At 68.9% G+C, this 18,711-nt stretch carries 15 protein-coding genes; 5 read left to right on the top strand and 10 right to left on the bottom strand.

The annotated features are described in order from the left end of the window. Positions 1-109 precede the first annotated feature (109 nt). Positions 110-4,417, bottom strand: a complete 4,308-nt coding sequence (locus DB30_RS23155) for a VIT domain-containing protein (protein WP_146660226.1) — start codon at positions 4,415-4,417, stop codon at positions 110-112. Between the two features lie 175 nt (positions 4,418-4,592). On the opposite strand from DB30_RS23155, the gene DB30_RS23160 reads away from it, so the two are divergent. From DB30_RS23160 to DB30_RS23170, 3 genes are all read left to right on the top strand, one after another. Continuing rightward, the gene (locus tag DB30_RS23160; protein ID WP_146660228.1) at positions 4,593-5,546 is read left to right on the top strand and encodes a tRNA threonylcarbamoyladenosine dehydratase; all 954 of its coding nucleotides are present in this window, start codon (positions 4,593-4,595) and stop codon (positions 5,544-5,546) included. A 167-nt stretch (positions 5,547-5,713) separates the two neighbouring features. Continuing rightward, positions 5,714-5,917 (top strand): sigma 54-interacting transcriptional regulator, encoded by a 204-nt coding sequence (locus DB30_RS23165; protein WP_052552639.1) that lies wholly within the window; start codon positions 5,714-5,716, stop codon positions 5,915-5,917. Between the two features lie 373 nt (positions 5,918-6,290). Next, positions 6,291-6,488: a DUF1328 domain-containing protein gene (locus DB30_RS23170; protein ID WP_052552641.1), complete on the top strand. Its 198-nt coding sequence runs from the start codon at positions 6,291-6,293 to the stop codon at positions 6,486-6,488. A 259-nt stretch (positions 6,489-6,747) separates the two neighbouring features. On the opposite strand, the gene DB30_RS23175 is transcribed toward DB30_RS23170, so the two are convergent. Next, on the bottom strand, positions 6,748-7,374 hold the full coding sequence (locus DB30_RS23175) for an MlaC/ttg2D family ABC transporter substrate-binding protein (RefSeq protein ID WP_052552642.1): 627 nt from the start codon (positions 7,372-7,374) through the stop codon (positions 6,748-6,750). A 100-nt stretch (positions 7,375-7,474) separates the two neighbouring features. Between DB30_RS23175 and DB30_RS23180 the strand changes: the two genes are divergently transcribed. Then, on the top strand, positions 7,475-9,112 hold the full coding sequence (locus DB30_RS23180) for a thiamine pyrophosphate-dependent enzyme (protein WP_052552644.1): 1,638 nt from the start codon (positions 7,475-7,477) through the stop codon (positions 9,110-9,112). A gap of 8 nt (positions 9,113-9,120) precedes the next feature. Here the strand turns inward: DB30_RS23180 and DB30_RS23185 are convergent, their stop codons facing one another. From DB30_RS23185 to DB30_RS23200, 5 genes are all read right to left on the bottom strand, one after another. Next, positions 9,121-9,558, bottom strand: a complete 438-nt coding sequence (locus DB30_RS23185) for a glutathione peroxidase (RefSeq protein WP_240480305.1) — start codon at positions 9,556-9,558, stop codon at positions 9,121-9,123. Next, positions 9,505-9,699, bottom strand: coding sequence for a hypothetical protein (locus DB30_RS42970; protein ID WP_240480306.1), 195 nt, complete (start codon positions 9,697-9,699; stop codon positions 9,505-9,507). Before DB30_RS42970 ends, DB30_RS23185 begins: the two co-directional genes overlap by 54 nt. 110 nt (positions 9,700-9,809) lie before the next feature. After that, on the bottom strand, positions 9,810-10,634 hold the full coding sequence (locus tag DB30_RS23190) for a nucleotidyl transferase AbiEii/AbiGii toxin family protein (protein ID WP_052552646.1): 825 nt from the start codon (positions 10,632-10,634) through the stop codon (positions 9,810-9,812). Positions 10,635-10,743: 109 nt separating this feature from the next. After that, positions 10,744-11,535: a type IV toxin-antitoxin system AbiEi family antitoxin domain-containing protein gene (locus DB30_RS23195; RefSeq protein ID WP_146660233.1), complete on the bottom strand. Its 792-nt coding sequence runs from the start codon at positions 11,533-11,535 to the stop codon at positions 10,744-10,746. A gap of 161 nt (positions 11,536-11,696) precedes the next feature. After that, positions 11,697-13,793: a RecQ family ATP-dependent DNA helicase gene (locus DB30_RS23200; RefSeq protein ID WP_052552649.1), complete on the bottom strand. Its 2,097-nt coding sequence runs from the start codon at positions 13,791-13,793 to the stop codon at positions 11,697-11,699. 58 nt (positions 13,794-13,851) lie between these two features. Between DB30_RS23200 and DB30_RS23205 the strand changes: the two genes are divergently transcribed. After that, on the top strand, positions 13,852-15,810 hold the full coding sequence (locus tag DB30_RS23205; RefSeq protein ID WP_165703911.1) for a carboxypeptidase regulatory-like domain-containing protein: 1,959 nt from the start codon (positions 13,852-13,854) through the stop codon (positions 15,808-15,810). 22 nt (positions 15,811-15,832) lie between these two features. Here the strand turns inward: DB30_RS23205 and DB30_RS23210 are convergent, their stop codons facing one another. From DB30_RS23210 to DB30_RS23220, 3 genes are all read right to left on the bottom strand, one after another. Beyond that, a complete protein-coding gene (locus tag DB30_RS23210) occupies positions 15,833-16,408 on the bottom strand; it encodes a helix-turn-helix domain-containing protein (RefSeq protein WP_052552664.1) in 576 nt (191 codons plus the stop codon). A 111-nt stretch (positions 16,409-16,519) separates the two neighbouring features. Further along, entirely contained in the window at positions 16,520-17,470 is a 951-nt protein-coding gene (locus DB30_RS23215; RefSeq protein ID WP_052552653.1) for a hypothetical protein, read from the bottom strand. 129 nt (positions 17,471-17,599) lie between these two features. After that, positions 17,600-18,711, bottom strand: a 1,112-nt coding sequence (locus DB30_RS23220) for an MFS transporter (RefSeq protein ID WP_146660237.1), incomplete at its 5' end; no start/stop codon positions are given.

Consider the following 18,711-nt stretch of genomic DNA (forward strand, 5'->3'; position numbering starts at 1 on the left):
TCGTCAGTGATCTCGTGCGAACCACAAAAATTAGTGGCCCGTCAGCGGGACGGTGGCCCGCCAGCGGGCCACCTCGAATGGCCCGCCAGCGGGCCACTCGCGCGAGCGATCAATCGGCGATGAGCTCGTCTTCGTCGACCGCGTCCTCGCTCGGGGCCTGGGTCTTGGCGACGCGCGCCTGGATCGTCCCGGTCTGCTGCTGCACGACGAACGCCTCGCCGTCCCAGCGCAGCGTGATCCTGCGCCAGCTGACGTCACGATCCGGCACCAACCCACGATGGCGGATCTCCAGAGCCGGGACTGCGCCGCTGTACTGCCGCGCGAACAGACCGGTGCCCCCAGCGTCGACGCCGTCGGCCTGCGGGCTTGGACGCCCGTCGGCGGTTGGCGCGACGGCCAGGGTTAGCTCAGCGCCCAGGTCCTGCCACAGCAACAGCTCCCAGGTCGCCGCGCCATCGAACAAGCCCAGCGACCGGAGCTCGGCAGCGAGCTTGTCCTTGGGCAGATCCAGATCGCTGTCGAGCAACCCCGCGAGCAGAGCAGCGCTGTGCAAGCGAGCGTAGCGACGCGGGTCATCCTCGCCGGGCCGGCCCTCACCCGCCTGCACCCGCCCGAGCAGCCGCAGCGCCTCATCCGTGCGCCCAGTCCCGGCGGCGGCCCGCGCCAGGCGGATCGCAGCCTCGGGGCCCTCGGCCAGATCCATGAGCAGCTCGTACTGGCGGTATGCGTCGGCGTACCAGCCGTGGCGCAAGAAGATGTCACCCAGCAACCGGCGGCTGGCCAGCGAGCTGGGCGCGAACTCGACGAGCTCCGAGAACAGGCGCTTGGCCGCGTCGTCACGGCCCCGCTTGGCCAACAGCTCGCCGATCAGCTGCGAGAGCTCCGGGGTCAGCTGACCTTGGTCGCGCAGCCGCAGCCCGCGGGCGATCGCATCGTCGATCCGATCGCGCTCGACGAGCTCGGCGATCATCCGACGCTCGCCGTCGGGATCACCCGGCGCGCGAGCCAACGCGGCGTCCAGGATCCGCAGGCGCTCGTCGAGGTCGTCGGTCGTGTCGAGCCGGCGATCGATCTCCCACCACGACTCGATCCCACCGTACACGGCGTAGTTGACGGCGGCGATCAGCTCGGGCTCAATCAGCCGCCGCAGCAGCGCCTGGACCAAGAAGGTGTTCGCGTCGACGTCACCCGCGAAGTGCCCGAGCAGCAGCTGGATCTCGGCCTCGGTCCGTGCGCGTGTCTGCAACAGATCCAAGAACGCCTGCTGATCCCGCCAGCGCGGCAGCTCGCAGGCCGCGAGCGACGCCTCGTACACCCGCAGCATCCCGGTCATCGTGGTCTGGCGACCCAGCCGCATCGCCCACAGCACCCGCCGGTGCACGAGACCCCGGGTCGACGCGTCGCTGCAGGTCAGCGTTTGTTCGGGGGGGACCGGCGAGGGCATCACCCGGGCACGCCCGCTCATGGATCCCCGCGCGAGCTCGGACTCGGTGACGTCGTCGACCCAAGCGGGTGGCGCGGGCACGCTGAACCCCGCGGCCGCGAGCCGGCTCGCCCGGTCCCTCGCGCCGCCCGGGAGGTCGACGGTCTCGGCGTCGAGCTCGATGACGCCCAGCCCACCGGAGCTGCGCCAGCGCTGACCTTGGTTCGCCTGACGATCGAAGTTCTCTTCGCTGGCCGCGCTTGGGTCGACCCCGTCGGCCGGGGGCTCGAGGCGCGCGTCGGCGATCGGCGAAGCCGAGGGGGCGGGTCCGCGGGTCTGCGCGCTGCGCCCTAGCTTGGCCTCGTCTGCGCCGCGCGAGTTCTCGCTGCGATCGTCGCTGTCGCGACTCGGGGGCTTTTCGGGCCCGACACCACACCCAAACGGCGCCGACGCGGCTGCGCCGATCATCGTGAGCACGGTCGGCGAGCTGGACGCTCGCTCCACAGGCGCCACCCGCGAGACCCCAGCGTCCGCGGTGAGGCTCGGGAACTTGCGAGCGCGTCGCTCGATCCCCGCGCGTCGGTAGGCCGACTCGTCCTCGAGCGCCAAGAACGAGCTGAACGGGGTCATCAACCCGTACTCCAGACCCAGCGTGAGGATCTTGCCGCGCACGGCCTCGGGTCCGCGGGTGTCGGTCAACAAGCGATCGATGTAGGCCCGCGCCCACAGCCGCGGCACCAAGCGCGAGAGCACCACGCTGTCCTCGCGATCGAGCTTGTACTCGCGCTCGTAGGTCTCGCCCGCGAACCGGTAGCTGACCGTGATCTGCTCGGGTAACTCGTGGTGGGTGCGGGCCAGGATCTTCAGCTCTTCACCGCGCGAGAGCTTGCCCTCGGAGCTGATGAACAGATCGTCGAGCCCCTCGCCCGCGTCCACGCTGACGTCGGTCAAGGTCGGGGTCTTGAGCGCACCCGACAGCTCGAGCGCGCGGATGACCGCCTCGCCGGGCTCGGCCACCCGCAGCGACTTGCCACCGCCAGCGCGCGCGAGCTTGGTCAGCAGCGCCTCGTTGACCTCGCGGCCAACGGCGACCGTGAACAGCCGCGCGCGCGAGCCAGCCAAGGTCCGGCGCAGCCGCTCGGCGAGCGCGTCACCGTCGAGCTCACCCGAGGTCGCGACCCCATCACCGACGTAGACGATCGCGGGCTGCTCGAGCCCATGCACGCGCTCGAGCGACTGCTCGAAGATCGCGCCGAGATCCGTGGCCCCGCCCGCGCCGCGTTGGGTCAGGTGCTCGAGCGCGGCCGAGATCGCCTCGGGGGTGGCCTCGGCCATGCCCGCTTCGGGGTACAGGACCTCCGCGCGTAGATCCGCGCCAACCAGCGCGAAGCGATCGCTGGGGCTCAGCGATCGCAGCAGCGCCTCGGCGACCGCGAGCTTGGCCTGGTGCTCGGCAGGATCGCTGCCTGCCGAGGTGTCGACGACGACGACGACCTCACCGTTGGGCGCGGCCGTGGACGCAAACTCCACGTCGGGGGTCCAGCGCAGCATCACGTAGTCGGCCTGATCACTGCCGGGCTCGAACACGTTCACGCGCAGCGGCTTGGGCTGGTCACCGCTGCTCTCGGCGCCGCGCTTGCGAGTCAGCTCGAGCTCGAAGTCGGCGCGCGGCGTGAACCCGCTGCGGCGCATGGTCACGCGATCACGATCGCGACCTTCGACCCGGGCGTCGTTGCGAGTTGCCAGGCCATAGCGCTTGGCCGTGTCACCGCGCAACGACAGCGCCAGCGCGAAGTCTTCGATCGTCGCGGCCTCGCGCCCGACCGGGGCGGCCATTGGGTAGCTGTAGCGCAGCTTGCCCTCGCTCTCGCTGAGCAGCTGTTGGTAGCGCAGCACGACCCGGCGGGTGCCGGCGGCGGGGATCGGGTAGATCCGCGCCCGCACGGTCCGGGCGTCGACCCACTCGAGCAGCGCCGGATCCACGCGGTGTTGGATCGCGGCTTCGTAGATCTGCGTGGCTTGGCGGCGCTCGACTACCTCGGCTTCGATCAGCGTACCGTTGGTCTCGAGCGCGAACGCGACGATCATCGCGTTCTCGGGGACCGTGAACCAATACCAGCCCTCGACCTCGCTGCCCGCGGGGTTGAAGAACACCTGATCGACCTCGGTCTCCGCGACCTGCTCGTCGATCGCGACTTCCACGGTCTGCCGCTGGATCGCTAGGGGCAGGGCCTGCGCCCCCGGTCCCGCCATGTGATCGATCGCGTAGACGCTGCCGGTCCCCACCCACGGTGAGTTGGCAGCGGCGCTGTGATCCCCCATGCCGCCGGTCCAGTCGTCCCAGAACTTCACGGGCTCGACGACCGGCGCGCCGTCGCCCGAGATCGTCGCGCGCTCGCCTGGGTCGAGCTCCGTGCGGCCGCCCGGCGCCGTCACGATTGCGAGCCCCTCGGCCACGTAGATCTCAACCTCGTCACCGCTGCGCGTGAGGCTGGCCCCGCCGTCGCTGACCGAGACGTTGACCGAGCCGAGCGTGTGCGAGCTGGCGCGCTGGCCCTGCTCGAGCGGCGGCGCCTCGATCCACGCCTGCCCGCTGTCGAGCTGCAGACCGTCGGCGAGGGTCACCTTGGTGTCGTCGCGCAAGAACACGCGGGTCCCGTCGCCCAGCCGGATCAACGCGCGCGCGCCCGTGCCCGTGCGCAGCTCCGCGCCGATCGGCAGCGGGGTGTTCGACAGCAGCGTGGTCTCGCCGGCCTTGGTGGTCAGCGTGACCTGACCCGACGCGAGCTCGAGCGTGGCGCCGAGCGCTGGCGCCTCTTCGGGCACATCCTCGCTCTTGCAGGAGCTGCTGCCGATCGCGGTCATCAACGCGAGCGCGCTGGCGAGGGTGATCAAGCTGGCTTTGCGCCGCGCCCACCCAAGTCGCCGACGCTTCGGCGCGGTGGAGGTAACAGGGGTCAGGGAAGCAGGGGACTCGGGGTTGGGCTCACTCACGGGCGATCTCGTTGGCCGGGGCTTCGGCGCACTTGGCGGATTCTACGCCGCTCCGGGCCCGAGCGCGCCCCCTTTTCCCGCTGGCGTGGACCGGCTCGCGCGCGGACGCGCGGTCGAGCGGTGTGAGACCCGGGCTGCGCGTGTTTTGGGGTGGGGTCGCTATACTGCCGCGCCCATGAGTGATCCCACCTCGCCCGAGCCCCTCCCGCGGTCGCTCCCTTGGTCGAGCGCGCCCGCGTCCCCGCGCTCCGGCCTGCTGACGCTGCGTCGCGACGGCGAGTCGGAGCCCGAGTCGCCGCCCTCGGTTGAAGCCGAGGCCGAGGCCGAGACCGAGTCCGAGCGCGCCTATCGGCTGCATCGTCGCTTCGATCGCATGGGTCGGCTGGTCGGCGACACGTCCATGCGCAAGCTGCTGGGCAGTCACGTGATGGTGATCGGGATCGGCGGCGTCGGCAGCTGGGCCGCCGAGGCGCTGGCCCGCGCGGGGGTCGGGCGCCTGAGCCTGGTCGACTTCGATCTGGTGTGTGTGACCAACGCCAACCGCCAGCTCCATGCGATGCGCGGCACCACTGGCAAGCCCAAGGTCGACGTCATGGCCGAGCGGCTGCGCGCGATCCACCCCGGCTGTGAGGTCGAGGCCGTGCGCAGCTTCTACGAGGCCGAGACCAGCGAGGCGCTGTTCGAACGCGGGGCGGATCTGATCATCGACGCGATCGACAACCTGACCGCGAAGGCCCACCTGATCGCCAGCTGCCGCGCGCAGGGGGTGCCCTTGGTCGTCTCGGGCGGCGCGTCTGGGCGCATGGACCCCACCCAGATCCGCGTGGGGGATCTGAGCGAGGTCGAGGGCGACCCGTTCTTGGCTTCGCTGCGGAAGATCCTTCGCCAAAAGCACGCGCTCCCGAGCGGGCGTGGTTGGGGGATCCCCACAGTCCACTCCCTCGAAACCCCCATGGCCCCGATCGAGCTGGGCTACGACAACGGCGAGGGGTTTCGCTGCGTGTGCCCGCAAGGTGAGAACGGCAAGCACACCTGTGATCAACGCAACTTGATCTACGGGACCGCGGGGTTCGTGACGGGGAGCTTTGGGTTGGCCTGCGCGAGCGTGGCTGTGAAGTCGTTGGTCTGAGCGGTAACCATGCTCTGGGCGCAGCTCAGCGCGGTCGGGCTTGAAAGAACGCCGCGTTGCGCTGCAGGTCCGCGAGCAGATCGGGGCCCGCCTCGTCCTCGTGGTCGATCGCGTCGACCGGACCCTGGGGCACACACGCCTGTCTCCGCGGGCCCGCGCGCCCTTCGTTGCGGATCAAATGCGGCGCGCTGCCAGAGGGTCTGGCCGAGAGCGAGCTGTTCGGCCACGAAGCCGTCGCGCTCACGGGCGCGACCCGACGCCATTGCGGCGTGTTCGAGCGGGCGGATCGCGGGACCTCGTTCCTGGATGAGATCGGCGAGCTCCCCCAGAGCTTGCAGGTCAAGCTGCTGCGCACCCTGCAAGAGAGCTGATTCGTGTTGGTGGTGAGCGGGTCATGCTGGATGGGGCTGGCGGCCTGCGGCCATGATTCGCAAGATCAGCAGTGGCGCCTGCTGCGGGACATGGATCCGAATACCGCATTGACGCAGCGCGCACCCGCTCGCAAATGCGAGCTGTTGGGCGAACACACCAGGGCGCCTGAGCGCTTGGCGTCGGCCGCCAGGCCAACTCAAATCGGCAAGATGCTCGCGTCCGCTCTAGATCACGGTGATCGAATCGCGCGATCCGAGCCAAGAGCCACAATTTGAAGCGCGGGAGATCGAGTTGGTGCGGCCCAGCACGCGACGAACAATATCCACATCCCAACACCCCCAGCGCGAAGGCGCTCGGACAGGAGAACCAGCCATGCTGTACTACGCGCTCATCTTTTTCATCATCGCGCTCATCGCTGCCGTATTCGGCTTCAGCGGGATCGCCATGGGGGCCGCCTCGATCGCCCAGATCTTGTTCTGGGTGTTCCTCGTGGCTGCCGTAGCGACCACGGGCATGTACATGCTCAAGAACGAGAAGGACAACGAGGACGACGACGACGACGCGACCTGAACCAAACCAAAGCACCACAATCAGCCCAAGGGGCAGCGCTGTGGTCCGCTCGAGCGAGGCGATCGCCCAGGTGCGAGCGGCTCCGCAGACTGGAGCGCGCAGCGCTGCTCCTCGATCTTCGAGTGCGACTTCCGTGACCGTGTGTTTGCGGTATTCTGGTGATGACGACCACGCCGATCCGCCTCACCGACTACCGCCATGTCGTGTTCTTCACTGGCGCCGGGATGTCGGCCGAGAGTGGGGTCCCGACCTACCGGGGCTACTTCTGGTCCTTCAGTTCATCTAGCTTGGTGCGCAGGGCGGCGATGACCTCGTCCATACCGCCGCCTTTGTAGAGCTTGTTGAGGTCGTACCTATACGTCTTCGCCAGGCTCACGCCCTCCGTGATGATGTCGCGTACGTGCCACGCGCCGTCGACTTTGTGCATTATGTAGTCGACCTCGATCACCTTGGTCTTGCCCGCGCCATCCTCGAGCGTGACCTTGGTGTCGAGCTTTGTCGCGGCCTCGCGCACGTGCTCGCCGAGATACATGACGGTAGCCTTGTCGCCTTTGGCCAGACGCTCGATGTAGCTGGCCCGGATCAGCTCGGTGAGCAGCGCTTGGAATTCTGCGCAGCGATCACCGCAGCGCGCGGCGTAGTGACTGGGCCCGCCCAGCGCCGCCTGGGCGATCCACTCGTAGTCCAGCAGCGCGTCCACGTGTTGCTGGATCTCGCTGGGCTTGCTGCCGCGGGCGAGCAGCTCGACCAGCTTGTCGTGCGAGCGCTCGAACACCTGCTGGGCGGCCAGATCCGTGGCCAGATCCGCGGCGCCCGAGCCGGCGAGCGAGGGGGTCGGCAACAACAGCACCAGGGCGAGCGAGAGGGCAGCGAGAGGGCGGCGCATGGCGGCTCGAGACTGTCGCGGCGGGGCCGGATTCACAAGCTCACCACCTGGCTGGGGCCGGGCTATCCGTGCGGCGTGCGGCTCGGCATGATCGACGTTGATGAGCCAAGCTCCTCATGCGTTCCTCGCCGCGCTGCGGGCTGGTGGTGTCAGCTTCGTCACCGCGTTTCCTGGATCCCCGACTACGACGCTGGCGCTGCTGCTCGAGCGAGAAGGCGAGGCGGCGGGCATCGAGTTTCGCTGGACGGTCAACGAGAACGCGGCGCTCAGCCAAGCATTTGGCGCGGCGATGGCTGGGCGTGGGGCCGCGGCGATCATGAAGCACGTTGGGATCAACGTGGCCGCCGACGCGCTCAATGTGATGGGGGTCGTGCATGGCCTGGCCGCGCCGCTGTTGTTGTTTGAAGGGGCCGACGCCAAGCCGGGGTCGAGCCAGAGCGCGCAGGACAATCGGCCGCTCTACGCTGGAAGTCCCAATTTGTTGGTGGTCTCGCCCACCAGCCCCGGCGAGATCATCGAGTTGGTGGCTGACGCGTGCTCGATCAGTCGGGCGGCGGGGATGCTCGTCGTGGTTCGCGGGGATCATCGCTGCTTCGCGGGTGATGGCGAGTTCGAAGCGCCTGAGACACTGGCTGGCTCGCAGGCGTTCGTGCCCTGGCCCGCGCGTGGTCGGGCGCTGGCGTGCTCGGCCAGGACCTACGCCGCGCACCTCGAGACGCGCGCGGACGTACTGGATCGGCTGCGCCCGTGGATCGAGTCGCAGGTCCGCGAGTGGGGCGAGCCGGGCGAGCTCGCGGTGGTCGTCGCGGCGCACCTTGGGATCGAGGCCGCCGAAGCAGCCCGCGCCCGTGGGCTTCCGGGCCTGCGGCTGCGACTCGAGCACCCGCTGCCCGAGCGCGCGCTCATCGAACTGGCCTCGCGGGTGCGCGAGTTGGTCGTGCTCGAGGAGTGCACGACCACGCTCGAGACCAGCGTGCGGGCGCGACTGCATGCCCACGGGCTCTCGACGCGGGTCCTTGGCCGCCGCGAGCTGGGCGACGCGCGGACGATCGGGCGGCTGTCGGGTGAGTCGCTCGCGGCCGTGCTCGACGCGGCTGCCACTCGCTGCGCGCAGGGGTCCGCGGCGATGCTCGAACGAGCGCCCGCCGTCACCCGCAAGCTCGACGAACAACTCGCCGAGCTCCCCGCCGAATTGCTCGCGCGCGAGCAGGCGTTCGAGCAGGCCCACCCGCTCTCGGGCTTTCCACCCAGCGACCCGCGGGGTCCACTGTTCGACCACCTCCGCGCCCTCGGTCGCGGCCGCCCGGTGTTCGTTGCGACCGATCCGGGCGTGACGGGCCTGCTCGCGCTCGCCGGTCAGCGCAGCGACGTCAAGATGCACATGGGCGGCGCCGTGCCGATCGCCGCCGGTTGGTCGCGGGGCTGCCCGCACGGCTTGGCGATCGCGGTCGTTGGCGACACCAACCTCCCGCACTCGGAGTGGCTGCCGATCATCGACGCCGTCGACCACGGCGATGATCTGCTCATCGTGATCGCGGACAACGGCAGCAGCGAGATGACCCAGCACATCGTCACCCCACGCGTCAGCCCTGAGCGCGCGCTGGCCAGCTTCGCGGCGATCGGCGCGCGCTGCTGGACGGCCCAGGCAAGCGCGAGCCTAACGGATCCGTGGGCGACCGTGCTCGCGCAGGCCGCCGCCGAACCAGGCGTGCGACTGGTCTGGCTCGACCTGCGCTGAGTGGGTTGTCAGCTCGGGCGAGCCAATAACGCCTCGAGCTGCGGCACCAAGCTCGTTGGCGTGGTCTTGGGTGCCTCGCGCGCGACGACCTTGCCGTCTCGATCCACGATGAACTTCGTGAAGTTCCACTTGATCGCGGTCGTGCCGAGGATGCCCTTGGCCTCGCTCCTGAGGTACTTGAACAGCGGGTGGGCGCCCTTGCCGTTGACCTCGATCTTGGCGTGCATCGGAAACGTCACGCCATAATTGCGCTGGGCAAACTCGAGCACTTCGGCGTTGGTGCCGGGCTCTTGACTACCAAACTGGTTGCAGGGAAACGCCAACACGCGCAATCCCTTGGCTTCATACTGCTCGTGCAGCGCTTGCAGCTCACCTAGCTGCGGCGTGAAGCCTCACTTGCTGGCGGTGTTGACGATGAGCAACACCTGGCCGCGATATTCGTCCATGGACGACCGCTCGCCGGTGATGGTCTCGACCTCGAAATCATAGATGCTGGTCACGCGGGTGATTACAGACGAATCCTGGGTTTGGCACAAGTGGGCGCTGCTGGACAAAGGGCGCTGATGGCCGATCGGCATCAGCGCCACGGCCTACGATGAGGCTACTGCGCCCAGATCACGTAAATTGCACCTGGGTTGGGGTAGCTGATGAAGTCGCTGCCATAGTTGCGAAACAGTCTCTCGCCAAGCCGGTCGACTCAGGAGTCCGCAACATCGCTGCCGGCGTGCTTCTTGACGTTCAGAGCTTTCCAACGAAGCCCTGGGCTCGCCGCAATGCGGCGCTGTAGCTCAGTGTCCGCGGTGAGCAGCCCCGGCTCGATCTCGCCATGTCCGTTGAGGCGCGCGAGGAACTCGAGTTCATGCTCGGCGAGCGGGAGGACGGCGCTGAGGAGCGCGCGGGTTTCTTCGATCAGATCGTCGGTCCATCGCTTCGCGTCGCTCGCCGCAGGACGGATGTCCTGACGCAGCATGGGCAAGAGTTGGCGCTTCACGTCGACCACCGTCGTGGCGACCGAATCGGTCGAGACGGTCCTCCAGTCGACACGGTTGATGCCGCCATACACGACGAAGGTCAGTCGGAGCATGGCCGGGTCGAAGCTGTGGCTGGCGAGCAGCCTACGCGCGTCGAAGAGGTCGCGGCTGGACCCGCGAGCGAGGAGCGCCGCAAGCTTGCCCGCCGCGAGCTCGTGCACATCGAGCACCTGGATTTGCTTGGCTCGGGCCCCTAGGAACTCACGTGAATCGTGGGGCGCGGGATCCCACAGCGGGACTCGGAGCATGTAGTTGACGTCGACCTCGACGATGGCCGGTCGCCACTTGCCACCAGCGTGCTCGGAGGGGGCACGCTGGATCGTGAGCCCGAGGCGGCCGCCGACCTGCTGCAGCGCGGCGTCGAGCTTCGGTCGCTCGACGATCATCGTCGCTCGGTCCGCGGCGCCGATGTAGTTGACGTCAATGTCGACCGAGAGCCGCGGGACATCGAAGAGGAACAGGTTCCGCGCGGTGCCCCCCTTCAACGCCACCCGCGACCCTGATCATGTTGAGGAGGCGGACGAGCATCCACCTTCTCGAGCGCGTCGGCGAGGTACCCGCTCTCGGCGGCGGCGCGCTGGAGTTGGTCTCGCGTGAGCATCAGGCCACCTCCCCCCAGCTTTGGTTCAGCACCTGCTCGGGGACGATGAGGTTCCACGGGTGCACGAGGCGACCCGGCGCTCGAGAGGTGTCGAGGTAGCGCGCGTCCTTCGGCGCGTGGCTAGCGAGGCGCTCGAGATCTGCCTCTTCGACGAAGAGACGCTCGCGGTGCTGCTCGAGAAACAGGCCAACGCGAGCCGCGGTCGTTCCCGAGTCGAGACGAAGCGCGTAGGAGATCACCGCATTGAGGTCGAGGAACTCGATCATCTCTAGCGAGCGCCAGATCTCCTCCCAGCCACCGCCGAGCGCCGGCGTGTGAAGCACGTCAACCATCGCGCGCTCGCAGGTGCAGACGCGGACTCGTCCACCTGCGCCAAGCACCGTCTCGATGCCACCACCCATGTCAGGGAGGTCGGCGACGACCGCCGCGGGCCGCACCGGCACGTACTCGATCGGCCCGAAGTGGAACCGCCGCGCGTGGCCTCGAGTCAAGAAGGTGACGTGGCTCCACATCGAGTACGTGCGCCCGTGGAACTGGAGGGCCGCGTGGTGGCTGATCGCCGCGTCCTCCGCCGCCTTGGTCGCTACGAGGTAGGGGTCGGCTGTCTCGGCGATCCCTCCTGGAGGTACGGAGACGTAGAGCCCTCGGCGTACCCGGGCGATCCGGCCGCTCTGCACATGCGCTCGAAGCAGGCTGTCCACGGTGCGCCGGCTGCCGCCGTCGCGGCTCTGAGCATACTCCTCGTGCGTGAACACGGGGTGGCGATGGAAGAACTCCGCAGACGACGCCACTGGATAATCCTTGCGTGAACACGCTATGGAAGTGCGTGTGTCAGCATAGCTCATCCAGTCCACGCTCCCACCTTCGCTGTCAAGATTCAACAGAAACACGCACTTTCACCGCGTGTTTCGGCACGAATCATACAGCCTCGGGCAACCGGAGCCACGCGCGCTCAGATCATCCCAGGCTGCCCAAGCTTCCAGCGCACGCGGGCGATCATCAGCGGCACGATGTCCTGTTTGAGCTTGCCGGCCTTGCGCAGAACCTGACCGACCTCGCGCAGCGTCGCGCGCGAGCCCACGTAGTCGTCGACCAACAGCACGGCCCCAGGGGGGACTTGGCGCGCGTCGGGGCCCAGGCAAAAGCAACCGCTGACGTTCTCGCGCCGCTGATCGTTGTTGGCCAAGCTACCCTGGCGCGCAGCCGGCTCGTCGTCGTGCTCGTAGGCCACGAGCTCGAGCAGCGGGACCTCGAGAAACTCGGCTAGCCACTGGCCAAGGGCCTCGCGCTGGGCCCAGCTGCGCGAGGGCATCATCGCCACGCTGCCAAACGCGTGGCTGCTGCGTAGCCGCCCAAGCCCGAGCTCGAGCAGCTCGAGCAGCCGCGGCGCGACCATCGGCGCGGTCGTGCGGGCGCGCATGAACGTGGCATAGGTGGGACCGCGCAGGGGACCATCGAGGAGCGCGAGGCCCTCGCTGAGCTTGGGCGAGCGGGTGGCGGCCAGCGGCAGGGCGCGGGTCTCGAGCCACGCGCGGGCCCGCGCTTCGAGCTGGGGATCCAGGTCCGGCTGTGAACCGGCGACGCAGCGATCACAGCGCCCACACGCGGCCGCCTGGCGATCACCGAGGGCGGCCCGCAGGGCCTGCATCAAGCACGCGGGCTCCCGGCGCGCGTAGCCCAAGATGGCGTCGAGCTCATGGGTGCGAACCTCGAGCTGACGGCGGTAGCGCTCCAAGCTCGGCGCACCGTCACGCTCGACGCCAACATACACCTGCGCGCGCCCAAGCAGCTGCTTGGTGACGAAGCCCTGCTCGATCAGCTCGGCGAGGACCACGGTGACCCGAGTTGGATGCAGGCCCGAGCGCGCCTTGATCCCCCCGAGCCGGATCGGATCGTCGGCCTGCTGGGCTTGGGCGATCACCCGCTGCACGACCGCGAAGTCCTCGACCGTCGGCTGGGCGGAGCGGATGAAGTAGTCCTGGACCTCGCGATCTTGCTCGTCAAACAGCAAGATCCCCCGGGCCGGCGCGCCGTCGCGACCGGCACGCCCAACCTCTTGGTAATAGGCCGTGATCGAGCCCGGCACGTCGACGTGAACGATGAAGCGAATGTCCGACTTGTCGATCCCCATCCCCAACGCGTTGGTCGCCGCGATCACCGGGACCTCGCTGCGCGTGAAGGCCCCCTGCAGCTCGCGCTTGCGATCGGGATCCAACCCCGCGTGGTACGCCACAACGTCCAAATTGTTGGCCTGCAAGAACCCCGCGACGATCTCGGTCTGATCCCGGGTCGCGCAGTACAAGATCCCCGACCCGCCCGACTCCGCGAGCCGCTCGAGCTCGCGCGCCACAACAACCGTGAGCTGCGCCAGCTTGTTCGGCAGCCCACTCACGCACACGGCCTCGAGCGCGATGTTGGGCCGATCCATGCCCTGTCGGTGCACGGCCAGGCCCGCGTCGGCGCCAAGCAGCTCGACGATGTCGGCCTCGGTCCGCTCGTTGGCGGTGGCCGTCAACGCGAGCACGCGCAGATCTGGACGCCGCGCGGAGAAGGCATGGGCCGCGTCGACGATGCGCCGATACGAGGGCCGAAAGTCGTGGCCCCACGTCGAGATGCAGTGGGCCTCGTCAACGACCAGCAGCGCAACGTCGAGCCCCAGCAAAAAATTGAAGTCGGCCAGGTTGTCGAGCCGCTCGGGCGCCACGAACAAGATCCGCAGCTCACCGGTCTGCGCCGCTCGGATCGCGGCGGCGTTCTCTTCTTCGAGCTGGTCGGAGTTGATCGAGGCCGCTGCGATCCCAAACCGCTCGACCAGCTGCGTGATCTGGTCGCGCATCAACGCCAGCAGCGGCGACACGACCACGGTCATGCCCTCGAACATGACCGCCGGCAGCTGGTAGAGCAGCGACTTGCCGTGGCCGGTCGGCTGAATGCAGAGCAGTCGGCGCCGCTCGAGCAGGGTCTCGATCGCCTCGCGCTGGCCGGGGCGGAAGCTCGAGAAACCGAAGCGCTCGCGCAGGACATGATCGAGCGATGCAGGGTCGGACACGGGCGAGTCCTACCACGCGCCTCATGCAGGGTCGCGGCGTTCGTTGTATCCTGGCCGCTTGCCGCCCACGTCCCCCAGGCGCCAAGGCGCCGGCTTGATCATCGCCCTGGCGATCGCGGGGCTGGCGTTGGTCGTCGTCACGCTGCTGTGGTTTGCGGGCGACAGCTCGCCGGGGTCCGAGGGCGCGTCGGCCGACTCGAGCGCACATGGGGCATCACGAACCAAGGGCGCCCGCGCAACCGGCCCCGGTAGTCGTCACACCGACGCCGCCAACGCCAGCCACTCGAACCGCGCCAACACGGCCCACCTCGCCCTGCCGGCCCAGCTCTCGACGGACCCCAGCCCGTTCGGCGCGCTCGAGGGCAGGATCGTCAACTGGAGCACCCGCGTGGGCGTTGTTGGTGCCGAGCTCGAGTTCGTCAATCGCGGCGTGACCCACAGCGCCGTCACGGGCGCCGACGGCAGCTACCGGTTCGAAGCGCCCAGTGAAGGCGCGTGGGCGCTGGCGATCGTCACCGCCGAAGGCTACCTGCCCTACGCCCCCGAGCTTGGCCGCGGCGGCGTCGTCTGGGTGTCCAGCCCCTACCAAAAGCTCGAGCGCGCCGACTTGTTCTTGTTTCCGCGCATCGACTACGCCGGCACCGTCGTCGACACCCAGGGCCAGCCGGTCGCCAACGCCGAGATCGAATTGTTCGGGGCCGACAGCGGCGAGCTGGCGCTGGTCGGGATCGAGTCCAGCTTTCAGAGCGACGCCGACGGCCGCTTCGTATTTCATGCCCCCGACTTCGCGCTGCTCGAGGCTCGCCACCCGGATCACCCGACCGGCCGCGCCCGCGTCGATGGCCCCGCGCAGCTCAGCCACACCCTGACGATCACCATGGGCGGGGTCCCAACGCCCAGCCAAGCGGCGATCACTGGGCGGATCATCGACGGCGCCGGGCAGCCGCTCGCGGGCGTCGAAGTCCGCGCGATGCCAACCCGCGTCGGCGGCCGCGACCCCAGCCTCGCGCGCTCGCCCACGGCCGTCAGCGAGTCCGACGGTCGGTTCGTGCTCGCCCCCCTCGACGACCTGACCTACGTGGTGGGGGCCCGGCTCAGCGCGCGTCCGTGGGTCCAGAGCGGCGCGGTCAAGCCCGGCGGCGAGGTCGAGCTGAAGGTCGAAGATGGCCTCGAGCTCGCGGGGTTGCTGGTCAACGAACACGGCGACCCGGTGGTGGCCGGCAGCGTCTCGCTGCTGCGCGTCTACGGTCCGCTTCGCCGCTCGCGTGTCGCCGGGCTGTCGGTGTTCGATCCCGGCGGCGCGTTCTCGTTTGGTGGGCTGGTGCCCGGTCACTACGAGCTCGAGGCGATCGCCCAAGGTCGCGCGCGGTCCAAGCCGGTCGCCGTCAAGCTCCCTCGCAAGGGCCGGCCGGTTCGGATCGTGCTGGGTGCTGGCGGCTCGGTCTACGGCCGGGTCGTCGACGCGGACACGGGCGATCCGCTCGCGCTCGCGCACGTCTCGGTCAGCGGCTTGGCCAGCGGCGACTCGGTCATGCCCTCGCTCAGCTCCACGGTCACGGACACCGAAGGGGCGTTCGAGCTGACCGGGATCGAGGCCGGGCGCATCTCAGTTGACGTGTCTGCGTTCGACCACGACGGAAAGATCCTCTCGGGGATCCAGATCACCGCGGGCGAGCGGCACGGGCCGCTGGAAGTCTCGCTCGCGCCCGTCGCCGAGGGCGCGAAACCCAAGACCGAGCTGGCCGGGATCGGGGTAGCGATCGCGCCGACCCGCGACGCGATCCGAATTCTCGACGTGATCGAAGGCGGCGGCGCCGAGGCGGCGGGCCTCGTCGTTGGCGACTCGATCACCGGCGTCGACGGGGTCCCGGTCGTGGAGCTGGGGTTCGAGGGATCCATGCAGAACATCCGCGGTGAGGTTGGGACCACGGTGGCCGTGCAGATCCGGCGGCAGGCAGATCCGAGCGGCGAACCCGAGACGGTGATCGTTCAGCGCCGGCTGATCTCCGGGGTCTGATCCAGCCGGCAGCCGGGTTGGACTAGGGGTGCTCGTCCATGTCGCTGCGGGGCGCGAAGGTCACCACGATGTGCGCGACCGCGAGCCCGCGCCCAACGTTGCGATAGCCATGCGGCTGGTCCCCCGCGAACACGACCACGTCCCCAGCCTCGAGCAAGAAGCTGCGCCCGCGCACGGACAGCTCCACGCTGCCGCGCTCGCAGGTCAGGTACTCGCGGGTCCCCGCCGTGTGCGGCACGCCGGTCATCGTCGCGCCCGCAGCCAGCTCGAGCCGCTCGATGTCCAGGCCCCGCAACACCTCGGGCAGCAGCTTGCGCACGGTCACCTTGCCGCGCTTGCGGACCGTCAGCTCCGACGCCTTGTAGATCTTTCCAATCCCCCGCGGGGGCGCCAACAGCTCTTCGAGGCGCACGTGCAGCGCCTCCGCGACCTTGAGCAGCACAGCCAGCGTTGGGTTGGCGCTGCCAGACTCGAGGTTGGTCCACGTCGGACGCGGGATCCCAGCCGACTTGGCGAGCTGGCCCTGCGACAGGCCCCGGCCATCGCGGAGCGCGCGGATGTTCTCGGCTAGGTTGGCGGCGACGTGTTCATCGATCACCGCGACAGTCTGGCGCACTTGGCTGACCCGCGCGCGTGAGGCTGCTCGCTATTTTATCGACGAGGTCGGTATCGAGGTGACGTGCTCGGGCGACCCGCACGACCCCCGGCGTCAGTGGCAGGACAGGTACACGTCGACCAGCTCCCCGACGCCCGCGCTGTGCTCGAAGGCCGCCCGCTGGACCCCACAGTTGCCTCGCTCGTCGCACGCCACGGAGATCTGGAACTCGACCGGCAAGCTGTGGACGCCGCTGTCGAGCAGGGGCGTGAGCTCGTCGGGGGTCGACACGCGGTCGGCGTCCCAGTCTCGCCACAGCATCAGCTCGGCGAAGCGCGGATCGGCGCTGTCAACATCGTCGTCGCCGTCGGCGTCAAACTCGGCCAGGGCCGCGAAGCCGTTCTGTGCGTGGCTGCCATCGGCCAAGCTGGTGCCCGACCCAAACAGCTCATGGCCCCCGTCGATGCTGCCGTTGCCGTCGAGGTCGACGACCAGCCACGGCGTCACGGCGCTCGGCCAGTCCGTGCTGATGCACGAGTCGTCGCGCATCGAGATGTCGAAGGTGGCCATCGGAGTCGACTCGGCCGCGATCATCTGCACGGGCGCGGCGTCGAAGCTCAGCACCAGCGGGGTGTCGCAGTACTGCTCGGCCCAGTAGGGCACGCCACCTTCGACCTCGCACAGATAGTCGGTGCCGCTGCAGGGGTCGCCCCAGTCCTCTTCGTCTTCGTCTTCGGGGGGCGGCGGTCCCTCTACGTGCTTCCAGTCGCCGGGCTCGCACTCGCGCTGCTCGGGCGCCAGGCACGGGCCAAACTGCAGGGCCTGCTCGCTCTCGATGTAGCTGCAGTACGCGAGGACCTCTTCGTCGTCGCCACAGGTGACCTCTTGACCGGCCATGCTGCACGCGGTGCCGGTTGGGGTCTGCGGCTCCTCTTGCTTGGGGTCGCCCGCCGTGTCCAGTGAGTCTGGCGAGTCGAACGAGTCAATGGTCCGATCGCAGCCGGCAAGGGTCAGGCCGCCAAGCAGCGCGCAGGTGAGGAACGAGGTCGAGCGAAGGATGTTCATGGCATGGGTCCGGCACCGCCGGCTTCAGACTGGTTGTGCCTCGCCGCGCGCGGATCGATCACGACCCCTCGCAGATGACCCAGATCCAGGGTTGGATTCAGGGCCAGATCTGGCCGGACGACGGCCCGCTCACCCGCCGAGCCGCGCGCGGACCCGAGCGTCCCAGATCACGAACGCCAGCGTAGCGACCGTCACCAACCCGGCCGCCAACCCAAAGGTCGCGGGGTACCCAGCAAAGTGAGCCGCGATCCCAAAGCTGGGGCCACCCAGCAGCACGCCCAGATCGAACATCGCCGTGAACAGCGCGATCGCGCTGCCGCGCTCGTCCGGCTGCGCGCGCGTGACCACCAGCGCCGAGATGATTGGAAACGCAAACCCATGCCCGATCCCACACAGCACCGCCGCTCCGATCAGATGGATCTCCGCGCTCGCCAGCGCGACCAGAGCCAGCCCGCCCGCGCCGGCCAGCAGCGAGGGGATCAACACCCGGATCAGCCCAAGCCGCTCGGGCACCCAGCTAAAAAACACGCGCAACAGCACGGCCGAGACCGCGTAGGTCGAGAAGAACATGCCCATCGTGCCCAGCTGCGGGGCCTCGAGCAGGTAGGTCTTCAAGAACACGAAGTACGCCGCCAGCCCCATCGCAAAGGTCGCGCCCACGAACCACAGCGGTCGCAGCTCGGGCGCCAGCAAGGCGGCGAGGAAGCTGCGCGAGGGCCCGCCGCGACGGGTCTCGGGCAATGGCAAGGTCAGCAGCAGCCCCGTGAGCGCACACCCGCCGCACACCATGTACAGCGTCCGATAGTCGCCATCGACGATCACCCAGTCACCAAGCAACCCGCCGACCGCCATCGGGATCATCCCCGAGACGCCGAACAGCGCGATGCCGTGGGCACGCCGATCAGCGGGTACCAGGTCGACCGCGACCGTGAACAGCACCGAGAACATCGCCGCCTGCGCCAGGCCATGCACCGTCCGCACCCCCGCGATTGCGACCCAGCTCGGGTCCGGCATCGCGTCCACGAGCAGGTACAGGGCCGGGCTCGCCACGTGCAGCAGCCCGCCAATGACCAGCATCAGCTTGCGTCCGCGGGTGTCCATGACCCGACCCACGACCGGCCGAGCGAGGATCGCCGAGATCGCCATGACCGCGACCAACACCCCGATCAGCACCTCGCCGGCGCCGCGTTGCTCGAGCCACCCCGGCCAATGCACGTAGGCGTGGAAGCCCGTGCTGTGCA

This window comes from Enhygromyxa salina, assembly GCF_000737335.2.
Classification (GTDB): domain Bacteria; phylum Myxococcota_A; class Polyangia; order Nannocystales; family Nannocystaceae; genus Plesiocystis; species Plesiocystis salina_C.

Excerpts from the sequence above, each read along its gene's own strand:
- DB30_RS23160 (WP_146660228.1), top strand. The coding sequence starts at position 4,593 with ATGAGTGATCCCACCTCGCCCGAGCCCCTCCCGCGGTCGCTCCCTTGG.
- DB30_RS23180 (WP_052552644.1), top strand. The coding sequence starts at position 7,475 with ATGAGCCAAGCTCCTCATGCGTTCCTCGCCGCGCTGCGGGCTGGTGGT.
- DB30_RS23215 (WP_052552653.1), bottom strand. The coding sequence starts at position 17,470 with ATGAACATCCTTCGCTCGACCTCGTTCCTCACCTGCGCGCTGCTTGGC.
- DB30_RS23175 (WP_052552642.1), bottom strand. The coding sequence starts at position 7,374 with ATGCGCCGCCCTCTCGCTGCCCTCTCGCTCGCCCTGGTGCTGTTGTTG.
- DB30_RS23170 (WP_052552641.1), top strand. The coding sequence starts at position 6,291 with ATGCTGTACTACGCGCTCATCTTTTTCATCATCGCGCTCATCGCTGCC.